Below are 15342 nucleotides of genomic sequence, written 5' to 3'. Positions count from 1 at the left end.
ATCTGAGCATTAGTTTGCGATTAAAGGCATTACCAAAATCAAGGCGTAATACACCACCGCAGGGGTAAATAAGTAACTATCGATTCGATCCAGAATCCCGCCATGCCCAGGTAGAGCATCACCAGAGTCTTTGACACCTGCATCTCGTTTCATCATCGATTCAGTTAAGTCACCGACAAGAGCAAATAATGCCACCAGCGCTCCAAGCAAACCACCACTCAGCCAACCCAAGGTCCATCCCATCAAGCTTGCCATCAAAGCTCCTACCAAAACAGAGCACAATGCACCTCCGATCGCCCCTTCAATCGTCTTCGAAGGAGAGATTGGAGACAGGGGATGACGGCCGATCCGACGACCAATCATGTAAGAACCAATATCACTAGCAACAACCATCAAACAGGCCGCAAGAGTGATTAATAAACCCGACGAAAGCCAGGAATTATCAATACTTAAACGTTGCAATACAGGAGCGATATCAAAATCCGTCAGATTGCGAAGCCTCAGCCAATGACTTGGAAGGAAGCCGAGATAAAACAAGCCAAAAATTGATGCTGCAATATCAGCAATGGATCCGGTTTTGGGCTGCAAGAGCAACCAACCACAAATTGCCGCACCCGATAAAGGCAGCACGGCATCAGGTAATAAAGCAGGAAGACCTCCTGAATTGGCCCACTGCGTGCTGAACAGCAGGAGCTGGCATGCCACAAGCGTTGTTTTTGTGGCAGGTCTCATGCCTTTGAACTGGGCCATTCGGAAAAATTCCAACAACCCCAAATGCACGATCACCCCCAACGCGAGCGTGAACCACCACCCGCCAAGACCCACAACCAGCAACCCAAAAGCGCCAGCCAGCAATCCACTGAGCAAGCGCTTGCGATCAAAACCCTTCTTGGTTTTGCCCTGGCTGCTGCTTACTACGTCTGAAATCACCCCAGTTGCACCTGCGGCCCTTCAGCCAGGACTTTCACCTTACCGGGCACGAGTTCCGGCCATCTCCGGTGCTGATCCAACAACCATTCCAACCGATCCGATCCAATTCTTTCTCCAGGAATGAGCAAAGGAATCCCCGGCGGATAAGGACAAATCATTTCAGCGGCAATTCGACCAGCACTGTCCTGAAGAGACAGCTCACAGGCTGGAGCCCTAACGGCAAGCGCTGGAAGCAATTCAGGCGTTGAGCTGGTCTCCAAAGGCGGCAAGAGAAGCGGTTCCAAAGGCCCAGAACTGGCTTGAGACATCTGGAGTCTTCGCCAAAGCCGTTGCATGCGTGAAGCCAAGCCACGCTGGGATGCCAAGCCCAAGCAAAAGGTCAAACAAAAAGGTTCTGGGAGTTCAGCGATCAATCCCCGTTCCATGAACCAGGAATCAGCATCCAAACCGCTGATTCCCTTTTCAGCAGTCACCAAAATCAAACGCAAGGGGTCATCACTTCGGCTCAACGGCAGTCCTGCAGCACGAAGGCGATCTGCAAGCTGATGCGCCTCCTTCACTCTTCGATGCAGCAGGCGCTCCCACGCCGGAGTGAGCATCCAATTCAACGTTGCCTCACAAGAGGCCAACAACAGAGCGCTAGGGCTGCTGGTCTGAAATCTGAGCAACGACGCTTGCACCTCTTCAGACCTCACACGCATGCCTTGGAGCCAAAGCACGGCTGTCTGCCCAAGACCAGGTGCTGATTTATGCAACGAATGCACCACGAGATCAGCGCCCGCATGGAGGGACGAGCGCGGTAGCGCCTCACCACCAGCGAAAGCAAAGTGGGTTCCATGTGCTTCATCCACAAGCACGGGCAAGCCATGACGATGCAGGGCTGCGACGAGGGGCATGGGGTCGGAGGCATAACCGTGATACGTGGGATGCACCAACACGGCGCCCACGATCGCCTCGGGGATGGAGGGCAAATCCTTGAGCGCTCTCTCCAAACACTGCGCAGACATCGCACCGGGATGTCCACGATCAGACAGGAATGGAACGGGTAAAAACACAGGTCGGATGCCTCCCAACACGCAGGCAGCAATCAAGCTGCGATGGGCATTACGCGGCAACAACACCGCTTGCCCAGGTCCAGCAAGGGCCGAAAGCGCTGCTTGGAGCAAACCGGTTGCCCCGTTCACACCGAACCAACAACCAGCCACACCCAATCGGGAAGCCAGTTGTGCTTGCGCCTCAGCAACGGCACCTTCCCCCTCAAGGGGACCACCAATCTCTGGAAGTTCTGGGAGATCCCAACTACCGGGTGGCTGCCGCAGCAAGCGCTTTAAAGCAGGTGGCAAAGCTCTGCCCCGACCATGCACCGGCAAGTGAAGAGGCCGCCGCCGATCAGGCCGTAGCAATGGAATTAAGGAGTGCATGGGGGCCTGCGCTTCTTCAGTCCAGCCAAATCGATCGCCTGACGCAGGGCAGGAATCGCGCAGAAGCCAAGGAATCGAACAGACAACAACCCATCAACGATGCCAATGCAAATGATGGCAACGCCCTAGCCAATAAAACGATTTAAAGGAACGATCTGCCTAAGATCCACGATCAGAAGTTTTGAGATGCGTTGGATATGGCAGAGCGAACCAGTTTGGCCAACACAACGCGATCCAAAGACGCTTCTGAAGCACGCATGCGTTATTCACCTGGCAGAGATGCTCGCTGGCTCTTACTGAGGCCTTGGATTTATTTACCGCGGGTGATCCAAATCATCTGGGCTCTCACTGGTTTAGTGGTCAGCTTGCTCCTACGCGGCAGAAGCAAAGATTCCGAGGTGCAGCGCAAGCTGGCCAGAACCCTGCTCCGCACCCTCACCAATTTGGGGCCCTGTTTCATCAAAGTGGGACAAGCCTTGTCCACTCGGCCTGATCTGATCCGTCGCGATTGGCTCGATGAGCTCACCAAGCTTCAGGACGATCTCCCCTCCTTCGACCACGCGATCGCGCTTCAAACCGTGGAAACAGAGCTAGGCGCTCCGGTGGAGCAACTGTTTGAAGAGTTTCCAAACGTCCCCGTTGCAGCAGCCAGCCTGGGGCAGGTCTACAAGGCGCGTTTGCATGGTCAGCATTGGGTTGCCGTGAAGGTGCAGCGCCCCAATCTCGCCTTCATTTTGCGCCGCGACATGGTGCTGATTCGCACCTTGGGAGTGTTGGGTGCACCGTTCCTACCTCTCAACTTGGGTTTCGGATTGGGAGAGATCATCGATGAGTTTGGTCGCAGCCTGTTTGAAGAAATTGATTACTACTGCGAAGCCGACAATGCCGAACGCTTTTCAGCCCTGTTTGCTGATAATCCAGCCGTCACGATTCCAAAAGTTGAACGACTGTTGTCTGCCAGGCGCGTGCTCACCACCTCCTGGATTCATGGAACCAAGATGAGAGATCGGCAGGAGTTGAAATCTCAACGTCTCAACCCGCCAGCCCTGATCCGCACGGGTGTGATTAGCGGCCTGCAACAACTTCTGGAATATGGATATTTCCATGCCGATCCTCACCCAGGAAATTTATTTGCCTTGAGTGGTCAAACGGGAGACCTCGGTCACGTGGCCTACGTGGACTTTGGAATGATGGACTCCATCAGTGATTCCGACCGTTTAACGCTCACTGGTGCGGTCGTTCACCTGATCAATAAGGACTTTTCAGCATTAGCTAATGATTTTCAAGAGTTGGGATTTTTAGCACCCAATGCGGATCTGGAGTCGATCATTCCGCCGCTGAGAGAGGTGTTGGGCGGAAGCTTGGGTGACTCCGTGGGCACCTTCAATTTCAAAGCGATTACCGATCGCTTTTCTGAATTGATGTACGACTATCCATTCCGAGTGCCAGCTCGCTTTGCCCTGATCATCCGCGCTGTTGTGAGCCAGGAAGGTCTTGCCCTTCGTCTTGATCCAGATTTCAAAATTATTGCTGTGGCCTATCCCTATGTAGCCAAGCGCCTCCTGGCTGGTGACACCAAAGAGATGCGCGAAAAGCTTCTGGAGGTCTTGTTTGATACCGAAGGCCACCTTCGACTCGAACGACTGGAAAGCCTCCTAGACGTGGTGGGAAGCGATGCACCCACACCTGGGGCTGAGCTGATCCCAGTGGCGGGAGCTGGATTGCGCTTGTTGCTCAGTAAGGATGGCGCCGACCTTCGCAGAAGAATGCTGCTCACGCTTGTGCGTGACGATCGCCTCAGTACAGAAGACCTCAGGTCGCTTACATCCTTGCTCGGACGCACCTTCAGTCCTCGTCGCATTGCCGGACGCATGCTGCAACAACTGAATCCGCTAGCTGCCGCTTAGGGTCCCTCCAACACTTTCACCTCACACTCACACCCTCACTGTTATGGGATTAGCCCCTGACCTCATGCCCATCGAGTTAGACCAAGCCGACCTCGATGCGCTCAGTGATTTCTTTGGTGATCTTGATCCCAGTGAAATTTTTCTGGAATACGCGCCCATCAGCCAACCGCCTTATCTCGTGGCGGGCCTGGGGCTCGCGATCGGTGTGTTGTGCGGGCTCACGTTTGCAAAGCTGATCCAGATTCGCTTAGACGGCTGGAAGCAAGATCGCCTCGCTCTTTTGCCACTTGGTACGGCAGAAGTCACGATGAGTTATGCAGGAACTCTGCTCGGCATCACCCTGTTCATCGGCGGGTCACTTCAAGTGTTCGGCTTCGCCTCTGGCGCTGGATATTTAGTGTCCATGCTCCTTTCTCTTCTTACAGGTGGAGCTTTATGGGTGCAGCTAGAACGACTCATGACTCAGGTGGAGTCAGGGAATTTCAAAGCGGTTGATTTCGACAATTTTGACGAATTCTTCTAAATCAAGTTTTAAACAAGTACATAGGCCTGGAGTTGTGCATCACCCTGGCGCAACATCTCTAGTCCTTCACGTTCAAGTCTTCGGGTCCGATCGCGACTCATCTTCATCGATTTGGCAATACCCGTGAGGCTCATCGGCTCCTCTCCATCCATCCCATAGCGCATCCGCAACACTTTCCCCTGCAATTCAGGCAGCTGGCTCAACAGATCGCGCAGGTCTCCCTTCAGGCATTCCCCTTCCACCTGTTCTGATGGCAGCTCTCCATCACCGGCTAGCAGCTCCAGCAGTTCGGTGTCATCACCATCACCCACCTTCATCTCCAAGCTCACTGGCTGGCGGGCCCGGCACATCAAGTCCTTCACCTCATCTTCTGGTAGTTCCACAAATGACGCCAATTCCGTCACCGATGGGGTGCGGCCCAGCTCTTGGCTTAATTCCCGTTGACCCTTTTTCAGCTTGTTCAACATCTCGGTGATGTGAATCGGTAGGCGAATCGTGCGGCTCTTTTCCGCAATCGCACGGGTAATCCCTTGGCGAATCCACCAGTACGCATAAGTACTGAATTTGTAGCCCCGGGTGGGATCAAATTTCTCCACACCACGCACCAAACCGATCGTTCCCTCCTGGATTAAATCCAGCAGTTCCATATTCCGCTTGGTGTATTTCTTGGCGACGCTCACCACCAACCGCAAATTGGCAGCAACCATGCGCTCCTTGGCGCGGCGACCGGCCTGCAGCTTGCGCTTCAGTTGCGCTGCACTCACACCAGCAGCTTTCGCAACCTCTTCTCTGGCGACCTCTTCTCCGCCGCGCTGATCCTTGAGTTCTGCTTCTAGCGCCTCTAAATCCATCAACTCCTGAACCTGACGGCCCAGCGTGATCTCCTGTTGGTGACTCAACAACGGCACACGGCCGATGTCTCGCAGGTACGAACGCACGAGGTCCGCATCGGGGAGCAGAGCCAAGGGCGCCATCGACAATTACGAAACACTTATGTTTCCTAATCTACCACTTTTAACGATTTTCTTCATGTTGGCACCCCGCTTCTCCCCTTGACAGAATGAGCCATTACGCCTTCAAAACGGCGGTAGCGACCATGGCGTTTGTCCTATCCAACGATGATCACTGATCGATGCCGAGGAGTGAACCGGTGACCCGCCAACGGCTGCAAAAACTGATCGCAGCTGCAGGAGTCTGTTCGCGACGACACGCTGAGGACCTGTTGCGCGAAGGCAGGGTCAAGGTGAATCAAGTCACAGCTGGACTTGGCGACCAAGCCGATCCGAACATCGACCGCATCGAGGTGGATGGCCGTCCCCTATCTCAACCATCGAGCCCCAAGCTGATCCTGCTCAACAAACCCCCCGGTGTGATCAGCAGCTGCAGTGATCCTCAAGGACGCCAAACGGTTCTCGATCTCATTCCAAAGTCGCTCAGGCGAGGCCTCCACCCTGTTGGTCGGCTGGATGGAGACAGCCGCGGAGCTCTGCTTTTAACCAATCAAGGTGCAATCACCTTGCAGCTCACCCATCCCCGCTACTCGCACCGCAAGACTTACAAGGTTCAGGTGAGAGGTAAGCCCACCACCACCGCACTGAATCGCTGGTGCAACGGTGTGGAACTGGATGGCATACCCACACAACCAGCAGAGGTCTCACTGCTGAAACAAGGAGCGAACCAAACCCTTTTAAAAGTGATCCTCAGGGAGGGCAGGAATCGCCAAATCCGCAGGGTGGCAGAGGCCCTTGGCCACCCGGTGCTTGATCTTCAACGAACAGCCATCGCCTCCATTGATCTCGGTTCTTTACCTGAGGGCCACTGGCGAGAGTTAACACGTTCAGAATGGACTTCCATCCGTTTAGAGCGGAACGAGTGCCCCTCATAACGGCATCGCCGAGATGAAGTTTCCCCTCCCTTGGCGACGTCACAACAACAGGCAACACGCTCCAACCTCGCTTGAGAGCCGCAACAACTCCTTAGAGGAGGCAGGTCAGCTGCTGCGCGAACAAAGAGAACGAAAAGGTCTCAGCATGCGAGACCTTTCAAAAGAAGTGAGAATCACAACGCCGGTCCTAGAAGCCCTCGAACGCGGCTGGCAAGACCGCTTACCAGAAGCCGCCTATCTCGTGGCGATGTTGCAGCGCTTGGAGACCTACTTAGACCTTCCAAGCAACAGCCTTAGTGCAGCCCTGCCTAACAGACCAGGATCGAATCGATTGGCGACCAATGGTCGAGGCACGCGCTTCACTCTCGGCAGCATCGATATCTTCACCACATGGCAAGGGAGCGTGGTGTACGGCGCTGTGATGATCTGCTCGATTCTGGCTCTGAACCATCAACAAAGACATCTGATCAATCTCAACGCCTTCTCTCCAAAGCCCATCCCGATCAATACACCCCTGGACTCAGACCAAATCTTGAAGGGATTGCGCCCGCTGGAGGAGGAGCTCACAGCCAGCCTCGGACAGCTCGATCTCCCTCTCGATCAACCAACAAGACCAGGCGTTCTCGAAATCAACCTCAACCAACCACGGCAGATCAGCCTGAGCAGTGAAGGAGGAGATCGAACCAACCTTCAAGGCGCTACCGGAACAGTGACCTTGCAGCTCTTACCCCCAGTTGACCTCAGCATCAACCCTCCACCAGGAGAGGCAGACTCCGTGCGCTGGAACGGACAGGCCCTCACTCCAAAAACCAATCAACCTGGTTCTTATCACCTGCCCCAGGTCGCAGCTCTCTCGCCATAACCCTTGAGAGCCCCTTGCAAGGCCTCATCAAAAGCGCCCATCCTCCAGCACCAATTGCCGCCAACCGTGCCTGGAGTATTGAATCGTGCTTGATCATCCAAATGCAGCAAATCCTGTAAGGGAGACACCACAAGCTCAGCAGACGTTGCCATCCCGAGCTCCATCAATTGCCATCCGGGTGCTTCCACATGACACCCAAGCAACTCGCCCACCTGGCGCCGAGAGGATTCATCAAGTCGCTGCCACCACCCAATCGTCGTGGGGTTGTCATGAGTACCGGTGTACACCACCCACCTGCGACCTTTGATATTGCATGGCAAATAGGGGTTACGGGGATTGCCATCAAAAGCGAACTGCAGCACCTTCATTCCCGGTAGACGAAAGCGATCACGAAGCCGTTCCACATCTGGGGTGATCACGCCAAGATCTTCGGCAACGATGGGAAGCGTCCCACCCGCGTCGCGACGCAGAAGCCGCAGCAATTCATGGCCGGGTGAGCGCTGCCACTCCCCATTTTGAGCCGTGTCGTCATCGCCAGGGACCGCCCAAAAGCCAGCCAGAGCACGGAAATGATCCAGACGCAACCGATCGGCAAGTCTCCACTGCCGCTTCAAGCGATTCCGCCACCAACGAAATCCAGTACGCCGATGACGCGCCCAGCTGTAAACAGGCGTCCCCCAGAGCTGACCAGTCTCTGAGAAATAGTCGGGTGGAACGCCACTCTGCAGCCGTAAACGTCCATCGGCAGCAATCGAAAACAAGGATCGATGGCTCCAAACATCGGCGCTATCGCGAGCCACATAAAAGGGCAGATCTCCAAGAATCTCGATGTTCAAATCCCGAGCTTGCACGCGCAGGCGTTGCCACTGTCGATCGAGATGCCACTGGAGAAGTTCCTGCTCCAGCAAGGCCTCACCATGATGGAGCCGCCACTGAGCTAAGGCAGCAGGTTGTTGAACTGCGAGCGGATGGGGCCAAGACCACCAAGGCAAACCGTTGTGTTGATCGCGCAGCACCACGAAATTGACGTGATCGGTCAGCCAATGGGTTTGGTCAACCCTCCAGCGTTCAAATTGTTGTTTGCGCGAAGAGGATTGCTGAGGCCAATGGGCGGCAAGGGCTCGGCCCAGTGCAGAAGCACGCGCGTCGGCCAGCTGGAAATCCAGCACAGAGGTGGCTTCCGCCTTGGCATCAGCTCCAGGAAGACTCTCGAGAGCACTGGACGCCAAAAAGCTCTCCTCTGCCAAATCTTCGGCATCTAGGAGCCACGGATTCAAGGCAAAACTGGAGGGTGAGCTGTAGGGCGACCCTGTGCCATCCGGCGGAGCAAGGGGCAAAATCTGCCAGACGGACACACCATGGCCCGCCAAAGCCTTTATCCATTCGCGGGCAGGCCGTCCAAAGCTTCCACACACAGGTGAATCTGGCAAAGCCGTTGGATGAAGGAGGACACCAACCCGCCGATCCCTTTCGCTTCTGGATTGATTAACCATCGAAGCAAATCATTCGGGGTGCCAGACGGTCGAAGGAAATAAAAATGATCCGACCTTTGTGATCTTACGGAGCGTCTTAACAACGATCGAAGCTCGTTGCTCAGGCTGATCGCAATGACGGTGGTCTCCTAGCTGGCGTCGTTTGTAAATGAAAGATTCACGCTTTAGCGTTGGTCCAGATCGACCGAGTCACGACGTGCTCCCCCCCCTGTTACCGCGCCATGATTTTCGAGAACGCTCTCCAGATCAAGTGAGGGTGGCCGTTTTCGGGGCCACCGGATACATCGGACGATTTGTCGTGAAAGAGCTGGTAGAGCGTGGATATCAGGTGATGGCATTCGCCCGCGAATCCAGTGGAATCGGAGGACGAAAAGGTCAAGCCGATGTGGTGGCCGATTTCCCCGGTGCAGAGGTGAGATTTGGCGATGTCACCAATCCGGCGTCACTAGCAACCCATGCCTTCAACGAGCCCACCGATGTGGTGATTTCTTGCCTTGCATCAAGAACGGGCGGCAAGAAGGATTCATGGGCGATTGATTATGAAGCCAACCTAAACACCTACAACGAGGGACGGAAGGCTGGGGTAGCGCATTTCGTGATGCTTTCAGCCATCTGTGTACAGAAGCCAATTCTAGAATTCCAAAAAGCGAAGCTTGCCTTCGAAACTAGGCTTCAGGAAGACGCAGAAATCACCCACACGATCGTTCGGCCCACAGCCTTTTTCAAAAGCATTGCAGGCCAATTTGAGAGCTGCAGAAAAGGTGCACCTTATGTGATGTTTGGCAATGGAGAGCTAACAAGTTGCAAGCCAATCAGTGAAAAAGACCTTGCATGCTTCTTGGCCAATTGTGTCAATGAAACCGATAAAGTGAACCAAACCTTGCCCATCGGAGGGCCTGGCCCAGCCCTCAGCGCTCGCACACAAGGAGAAATGCTCTTTAAAACACTAGGTCGCGCGCCCAGGATGCTTTCGTTACCAATGGCAGTGATGAAGGCACCCACTGCACTTTTAGAAAAAGTGGCAACGCTCGTACCAGCTGTCGAAGACACCGCCGAGTTTGCCCGTATCGGTTGCTATTACGCCAGTGAATCTATGTTGGTTTGGGATAAGAAGCGTGATTGCTACGACCCCAACGCAACCCCTTCGTTTGGAGAAGACACCCTCGAACAGTTTTTCGCAAGAGTCTACAAAGAAGGAATGGCTGGACAAGAATTAGGGGATGCTGCTCTTTTTTAAAGAAGCTTTCTAAAGATGCTCAATCAAACCTTCATAAACGACACAAGTAGACTACATAAACAACTCAATATTCCGTGCTTAGGCATATTATCATTTACCCAAAATTACCCTTAAAAAATAAATTGCATTGTCCAGAATCCATTCGCAAAGCTGATATCAACCGAGGCTCTAACCCCTGATCAAGGTCCAGTTGCCGTTCCCTTTTGGGACTTTGATTCCCAATTCAGCGAAGCTGAGCAAGACTGTTTGATCAATCACCAAACCATCACGCATGGGGGATCCAGCGTTGAGTGAGGACTCGCAGAAAAAGCCAGCCAAGGGCTGGTTGGGCGACCGCCCCGGACGCAGCATTCTGCGAATCAGTGCTGCATTGCTGGGCATTGCCTTAGCGGGCACAGCGCTTGCGACGATCTGGCCCAAACCAGACCCTGACGGCGCCGATGTGCAGTCGTCCGAGGGGCCGTTAGCCCTCGCGCCTCTGCCCGAACAAGCCGTGATGGTGTTGGTTGTTGGCCTCGATGCAGACACCTTGAATGCCCCCTCCAACAACGCAGCACCTCAAGGGCCTGCCAATGCCGACAGCTTGATGCTGGTGAATATCAGTACGAAACAGCCTGTTCAGATTCTGCAGTTGCCGACAGAACTGGCCGTTCAACTGCCAGGAATCGAGGAGATGCAAGCTCTTTCTAAAACGTGGCAACACGGTGGAATCGCTCTCACCTCTGACGTCGTTGGCGAGCTGATCGATCTACCGACGAACAAGCCAGATCGCTACTTAATCCTCTCCAGACAAGGCTTGCGCAGAGTTGTGGAAGGACTTGGAGACGTCGAAGTTACCCTCAACCAAACCTATAAGTACGAGGACAAGTCCCAGGGCTACAGCGTGAACCTGCAGGCCGGTCTGCAAACACTCAACGGTGCTCAGGCAGAACAACTCGCACGTCACAAACCCAAGGCCAATAACGACCATCAGCGCAGATTGAGGCAACAGCTGCTGCTCCAAGGCGTGCATCAGCAGTTATCGGAAATCGATGCAGTCACCGTGGTGCCCGAGCTGCTGAATGTGTTTTCCAATCAAGTCACAACGGATATCAGCAGCACAGAGATGCTCAGCCTGATTGCTGCTGCGATCAGTGCGCCCTCACCACCAGTAATTACGGAGCTTCCTCTTGCACCTCGGGTCGGTCAGCAGATGCTGCGCGAATTGAAGCCAGATCTCAGCCTGCCAATTTGGCCAGATCAGAACTGATCCCTGGGTTCATGCGTTTCCAGCGCTGCTGGATGGAACGGACCAGCGCATCAGAAGCAGCCCCACCGTTATCTGTTGTGTCTAAGAGGCCACACCAGGGCAAACCATCCATTCGGCGTGCCGCCGAATCCCAGCTGCCCCCAAGTTGCGCCAAACCAACCAAAGGAATGCTGAGCGAGTGACACAAGGCAACGGAGGCAGGTGCGATGCCAGGGATCAAACCAGCTGAATTGGGCTGGGCCAACAGCAAAACGGGACATCGCCAAGCGGCTAAAGCATCAAACCAGCTTCCAGAGGAGCCTTGCAGCATCGCCGCATCACCGCTCAAACGCAGCAGCGTGGGTCGGTTTCGTTCGCGCTGACGCGATGCCAGTGCCTGCAAGCCACTGTGGGGTTCCGAACCACAGGCCAATGGAACTAATTCAGCCGAAAAGCGATCGGCAAGCTGTTGAGCACCCTCGCGTATCGAGAGCTCAGGAAGGGGGCCAGCGCCAACAAGAGCCAAGGTGAAATCGAGCATGAAGCGACCTTAGGGAGATCCGATCCATACCGTTTATGGATAGGAAGGCGATGCAGCACTACGATCGGTTCATCGCCGATTTCAAGCGCGGGCATCGTGACAAGTTTTCTCACCGCTGCCCGAGCCGAGCAAGAGAAGTTGCAGCACGACACTCGACGTCTTCGCCTGTTTAGCGGCACCTCCAATCCCGCACTCGCCCGCGAAATTGCGGCCTACCTTGGTGTCCCCGATGGCCCGAAGGTCTGTAAGCGCTTTGCCGACGGTGAGCTTTATGTGCAAATTCAGGAATCGATTCGCGGCTGCGATGTCTTCCTGATCCAACCCACCTGCGCTCCGGTGAACGACAACCTGATGGAGCTGCTGATCATGGTTGATGCCTGCAGACGGGCATCGGCACGACAGATCACCGCAGTGGTTCCCTACTACGGCTATGCACGCGCAGACCGCAAAACAGCCGGTCGGGAATCGATTGCTGCCAAGCTCACCGCCAATTTGCTCGTCAAATCAGGAGTCGATCGGGTGCTGGCAATGGATCTGCACTCAGCTCAGACCCAGGGGTATTTCGACATTCCCTGTGATCACATTTACGGTTCTCCCGTGCTTGTGGATCACCTCGCCGCCCAAGACCTGGGAGAGGTGGTTGTGGTGTCTCCTGACGTGGGTGGTGTGGCCCGAGCCAGGGCCTTTGCTAAACAAATGAACGGTGCGCCTCTCGCCATCATCGATAAGCGCCGAACTGGTCACAACATGGCTGAAAGCCTCACCGTGATTGGCGATGTGAGCGGTCGCACGGCGATCCTGATCGACGACATGATCGATACCGGAGGCACGATCTGCTCTGGTGCCAAGTTGCTGAGAGAGCAAGGCGCTACTGGTGTCATTGCTTGTGCCACCCATCCCGTTTTCTCTCCACCAGCGATCGAGCGATTGTCTGTTGATGGACTGTTCGAACAGGTCGTGGTCACCAACAGCATTCCAATCGCATCCAATCACACCTTTCCCCAGCTGCATGTGCTGTCTGTCGCCAACATGCTCGGCGAAGCGATCTGGCGCATCCATGAGGAAAGTTCTGTCAGCTCGATGTTCCGCTAAGTAATACTGCAGTCAGCACCAGCAAAGTCCAGTCATACTGCGGCATTGGTGCAGAACACTGATCGAGAACTGCGACAATGGCAAGGCCATAGAGGACAATCCAGAGGAAGGCCAGCGGCATCTACCAGGTAGTGCTGTGGATCGATGGCAAGCGGACGGCCAAGAGCCTTGAGACCAGGGATCAGGTTCAAGCCACCAAGAGAGCAGCACAGGCCATAGCTGAGCTTCAGCAGGCAGCAACCACGGGAGGACAGAGCAGATAGGCAGCGGACACAGAAGGCACCGAGTGGACGATTCCAACGAACCCAGACGGGTTTAATGATTTCGACAACGCAACGGCCAAGACGATTACTTGGGGTGAGATAGCCAACGACGACCAGATCAAGCGTCTGGATTGGCGTGACCTGGTGAACGAGGCGGTGGCGGTCAAGAAGCGCAAGACGGGTGAGGACTTCTCCGATGGTTGGTATTCAAATCAGAAGTTCGCTATCCAGCGGGTCCTTTCTCCTTGTCTGAAGCTTCACCGGTCACCATCAGGGCGTGGATGCAGGCAATGGCCTCTGAAGGGTTAAGCCCGCGAAGCATCGAGATCAACTGCGCGACTCTTCGATCTCTCATCAACGTCAGCATCAAGAGCGGCCTGCTGCATGACCTGGAGACAAACCCATTCACGCGAGTTGACTTCAGCACCAGCGAGGTAAAGCATATCTACACCGCAATTGAGCCTGATTACAAAGGATTGACTGCATTACTGGCAACCATTGCAAATAATCAGAGGCTGGCAATCTTGATCCAGGCTTACACCGGAACACGTATCAGTGAGATCAAACGACGTGATGCAAAAGACTTTGATCTTGATGCTTGTACTTTCACAATCAAGCACGAGTTCAAGGCACAGAAGGCTACAAAGAATAAGCAGTCCAATCGAGTCATTCCTCTGCCGGTTTGGTTATGTGAAGAGCTAAAAGACTTCGACTTCCACTGGCCCTCTAATACCATCATTAACAGGAAGCTACAGCGGGTTAACAAGGACGTCAGCAGCCATAGCTTCCGTCATGGACTAATACGTATTAATAGAGATTTAGGCGGCTCTGAGGACGTCCTGGAGGCCTTTGTGGGGCATGCTCTTGACGGCATGAAGAGCACCTATGGAGATGGCTATGGCGTCGACAGATTCAAGACAGCAATCACGCCAATATGGTCTCAGCTCGATGAATGGATGGGAGGTAAGAACTGATGCCCGAGTTCACCGTCATCCATTGCGGAACCATTCAGCCGCACAACAGCAAGTGGGCTCCATCTGCGAAGACATGGAACTGCCGCACCTGTGGCTCCCTTGTAGAAACCCATCGGGGCATCTATGGACCTGCGTTACCACCGGGTTATCTCCACCCCACCACCAAGAGATATCTCTCATCGAAGGCAATAAAGCAGAACATGTGTACTGAGACACTGATGAACTTAACTTGCTTTTCCTCTAAGACAATCCAACAGATAGCCAAAATCAGCGGCATTAAAACCCCCTGATCTAGCTAGGAGAAGTCTTTACTTGGCCTTCTCCCTTCTACCGCCTCTTAACGCGTAATACAGGCAGACAATACTTACAGTTACTTAGTATGAAATGAACGCGCTCATGCCTCATCTGCAAGCTGCAGTAACTGCGCAAAGGATGATGATAATACGAGCACATCTGCGATCAATCCCGTGCAAGCAACCGAGCTTACAAGCAGAAGAATTTGCAAGATCCTCAAAGACAAAGGCTTTAATTGTCAACTCAATATCTTCAAAGCAAACCCTCCAGAATTGGCAACAGTTTGGGTTCATAACGGAGGAATGTGGTGGATGATTGAAGGAGTATGGAGAAACTCAAATCACGTAAGCGATACTAACGATTGCGAGATTGACATTCAGTTCAAAGCGCAGATCTTATTCGAAGACCAAAACAGCTGCGAAGTTGTCATCAAAAGGATTTCCAAGCTTTTGTTGGGCGTAAAGACGTATTTATGTGGCAGCGAAGACTTTTCCAGACCTGTACCTCTTCTCATCCTTCTTCCCATTCCCTTAATTCCTGATGACGACATTGAAGAGGCCCTGATCATTAATCAGTTTTACCAGTTTAAAGCTGCTGTATGCAAATCAATTGGATGCGAGGCAAAACAAGAAACTTGAGAAAAGAGTAATCCGCACTGCAGATATTTGCTCAAACTCCAATACAAAGCTCGC

At 53.9% G+C, this 15342-nt stretch carries 16 protein-coding genes; 10 read left to right on the top strand and 6 right to left on the bottom strand.

The genetic code is table 11. The features are described from left to right. Nucleotides 1–9 precede the first annotated feature (9 nt). Together SynMVIR181_RS05025 and SynMVIR181_RS05020 are read right to left on the bottom strand one after the other, a co-directional pair. A complete protein-coding gene (locus SynMVIR181_RS05025) occupies nt 10–930 on the bottom strand; it encodes a phosphatidate cytidylyltransferase (RefSeq protein ID WP_186590202.1) in 921 nt (306 codons plus the stop codon). Continuing rightward, entirely contained in the window at nt 927–2351 is a 1425-nt protein-coding gene (locus SynMVIR181_RS05020) for an aminotransferase class I/II-fold pyridoxal phosphate-dependent enzyme (RefSeq protein WP_186590201.1), read from the bottom strand. The genes SynMVIR181_RS05025 and SynMVIR181_RS05020 overlap by 4 nt, the downstream gene beginning before the upstream one ends. Between SynMVIR181_RS05020 and SynMVIR181_RS05015 the strand changes: the two genes are divergently transcribed. Genes SynMVIR181_RS05015 through SynMVIR181_RS05005 form a run of 3 tightly spaced genes read left to right on the top strand, consistent with a single transcriptional unit; the run spans nt 2267 to nt 4781 of the window. Next, nucleotides 2267–2497, top strand: coding sequence for a hypothetical protein (locus SynMVIR181_RS05015; protein ID WP_186590713.1), 231 nt, complete (start codon nt 2267–2269; stop codon nt 2495–2497). The genes SynMVIR181_RS05020 and SynMVIR181_RS05015 overlap by 85 nt on opposite strands. Before the next feature lie 51 nt (nt 2498–2548). Beyond that, entirely contained in the window at nt 2549–4258 is a 1710-nt protein-coding gene (locus SynMVIR181_RS05010; RefSeq protein WP_255444454.1) for an AarF/ABC1/UbiB kinase family protein, read from the top strand. A 43-nt stretch (nt 4259–4301) separates the two neighbouring features. Continuing rightward, on the top strand, nt 4302–4781 hold the full coding sequence (locus tag SynMVIR181_RS05005; RefSeq protein ID WP_186525007.1) for a hypothetical protein: 480 nt from the start codon (nt 4302–4304) through the stop codon (nt 4779–4781). 8 nt (nt 4782–4789) lie between these two features. Here the strand turns inward: SynMVIR181_RS05005 and SynMVIR181_RS05000 are convergent, their stop codons facing one another. Then, nucleotides 4790–5755 carry an RpoD/SigA family RNA polymerase sigma factor gene (locus SynMVIR181_RS05000; protein WP_186525006.1) on the bottom strand — a complete coding sequence of 322 codons (966 nt, stop codon included), beginning with the start codon at nt 5753–5755 and terminating at the stop codon, nt 4790–4792. A 176-nt stretch (nt 5756–5931) separates the two neighbouring features. Here SynMVIR181_RS05000 and SynMVIR181_RS04995 point away from each other — a divergent pair, with 176 nt between their 5' ends. Together SynMVIR181_RS04995 and SynMVIR181_RS04990 are read left to right on the top strand one after the other, a co-directional pair. Then, complete coding sequence (locus SynMVIR181_RS04995; protein WP_186590517.1) at nt 5932–6666, top strand: pseudouridine synthase; 735 nt, start codon at nt 5932–5934, stop codon at nt 6664–6666. Between the two features lie 13 nt (nt 6667–6679). Continuing rightward, nucleotides 6680–7528, top strand: a complete 849-nt coding sequence (locus SynMVIR181_RS04990) for a RodZ family helix-turn-helix domain-containing protein (RefSeq protein ID WP_186590200.1) — start codon at nt 6680–6682, stop codon at nt 7526–7528. Here SynMVIR181_RS04990 and malQ read toward each other — a convergent pair. Continuing rightward, nucleotides 7495–9021, bottom strand: coding sequence for a 4-alpha-glucanotransferase (malQ, locus tag SynMVIR181_RS04985; protein ID WP_186590199.1), 1527 nt, complete (start codon nt 9019–9021; stop codon nt 7495–7497). The genes SynMVIR181_RS04990 and malQ overlap by 34 nt on opposite strands. A gap of 148 nt (nt 9022–9169) precedes the next feature. Between malQ and SynMVIR181_RS04980 the strand changes: the two genes are divergently transcribed. Both SynMVIR181_RS04980 and SynMVIR181_RS04975 read left to right on the top strand, forming a co-directional pair. Then, on the top strand, nt 9170–10258 hold the full coding sequence (locus SynMVIR181_RS04980; protein ID WP_304623034.1) for an NAD(P)H-binding protein: 1089 nt from the start codon (nt 9170–9172) through the stop codon (nt 10256–10258). Nucleotides 10259–10544: 286 nt separating this feature from the next. Next, nucleotides 10545–11507, top strand: coding sequence for an LCP family protein (locus SynMVIR181_RS04975; RefSeq protein ID WP_255444453.1), 963 nt, complete (start codon nt 10545–10547; stop codon nt 11505–11507). On the opposite strand, the gene SynMVIR181_RS04970 is transcribed toward SynMVIR181_RS04975, so the two are convergent. Next, on the bottom strand, nt 11476–12027 hold the full coding sequence (locus SynMVIR181_RS04970; RefSeq protein ID WP_186590197.1) for a hypothetical protein: 552 nt from the start codon (nt 12025–12027) through the stop codon (nt 11476–11478). The two genes, SynMVIR181_RS04975 and SynMVIR181_RS04970, sit on opposite strands and share 32 nt — an antisense overlap. 96 nt (nt 12028–12123) lie before the next feature. Between SynMVIR181_RS04970 and SynMVIR181_RS04965 the strand changes: the two genes are divergently transcribed. Further along, nucleotides 12124–13119, top strand: a complete 996-nt coding sequence (locus SynMVIR181_RS04965) for a ribose-phosphate pyrophosphokinase (RefSeq protein WP_186590196.1) — start codon at nt 12124–12126, stop codon at nt 13117–13119. A gap of 32 nt (nt 13120–13151) precedes the next feature. On the opposite strand, the gene SynMVIR181_RS04960 is transcribed toward SynMVIR181_RS04965, so the two are convergent. Continuing rightward, nucleotides 13152–13310 carry a hypothetical protein gene (locus tag SynMVIR181_RS04960; protein ID WP_186590195.1) on the bottom strand — a complete coding sequence of 53 codons (159 nt, stop codon included), beginning with the start codon at nt 13308–13310 and terminating at the stop codon, nt 13152–13154. 317 nt (nt 13311–13627) lie between these two features. On the opposite strand from SynMVIR181_RS04960, the gene SynMVIR181_RS04955 reads away from it, so the two are divergent. Together SynMVIR181_RS04955 and SynMVIR181_RS04950 are read left to right on the top strand one after the other, a co-directional pair. Continuing rightward, complete coding sequence (locus SynMVIR181_RS04955; protein ID WP_186590194.1) at nt 13628–14356, top strand: hypothetical protein; 729 nt, start codon at nt 13628–13630, stop codon at nt 14354–14356. A 467-nt stretch (nt 14357–14823) separates the two neighbouring features. Continuing rightward, nucleotides 14824–15288 (top strand): hypothetical protein, encoded by a 465-nt coding sequence (locus SynMVIR181_RS04950; protein WP_186590193.1) that lies wholly within the window; start codon nt 14824–14826, stop codon nt 15286–15288. The last annotated feature ends 54 nt before the right edge of the window (nt 15289–15342 follow it).

The organism is Synechococcus sp. MVIR-18-1 (assembly GCF_014279835.1).
Classification (GTDB): Bacteria; Cyanobacteriota; Cyanobacteriia; order PCC-6307; family Cyanobiaceae; genus Synechococcus_C.
Note: the sequence above shows the minus strand (reverse complement) of the source record. Positions and strands in the feature narration are given on the sequence as shown.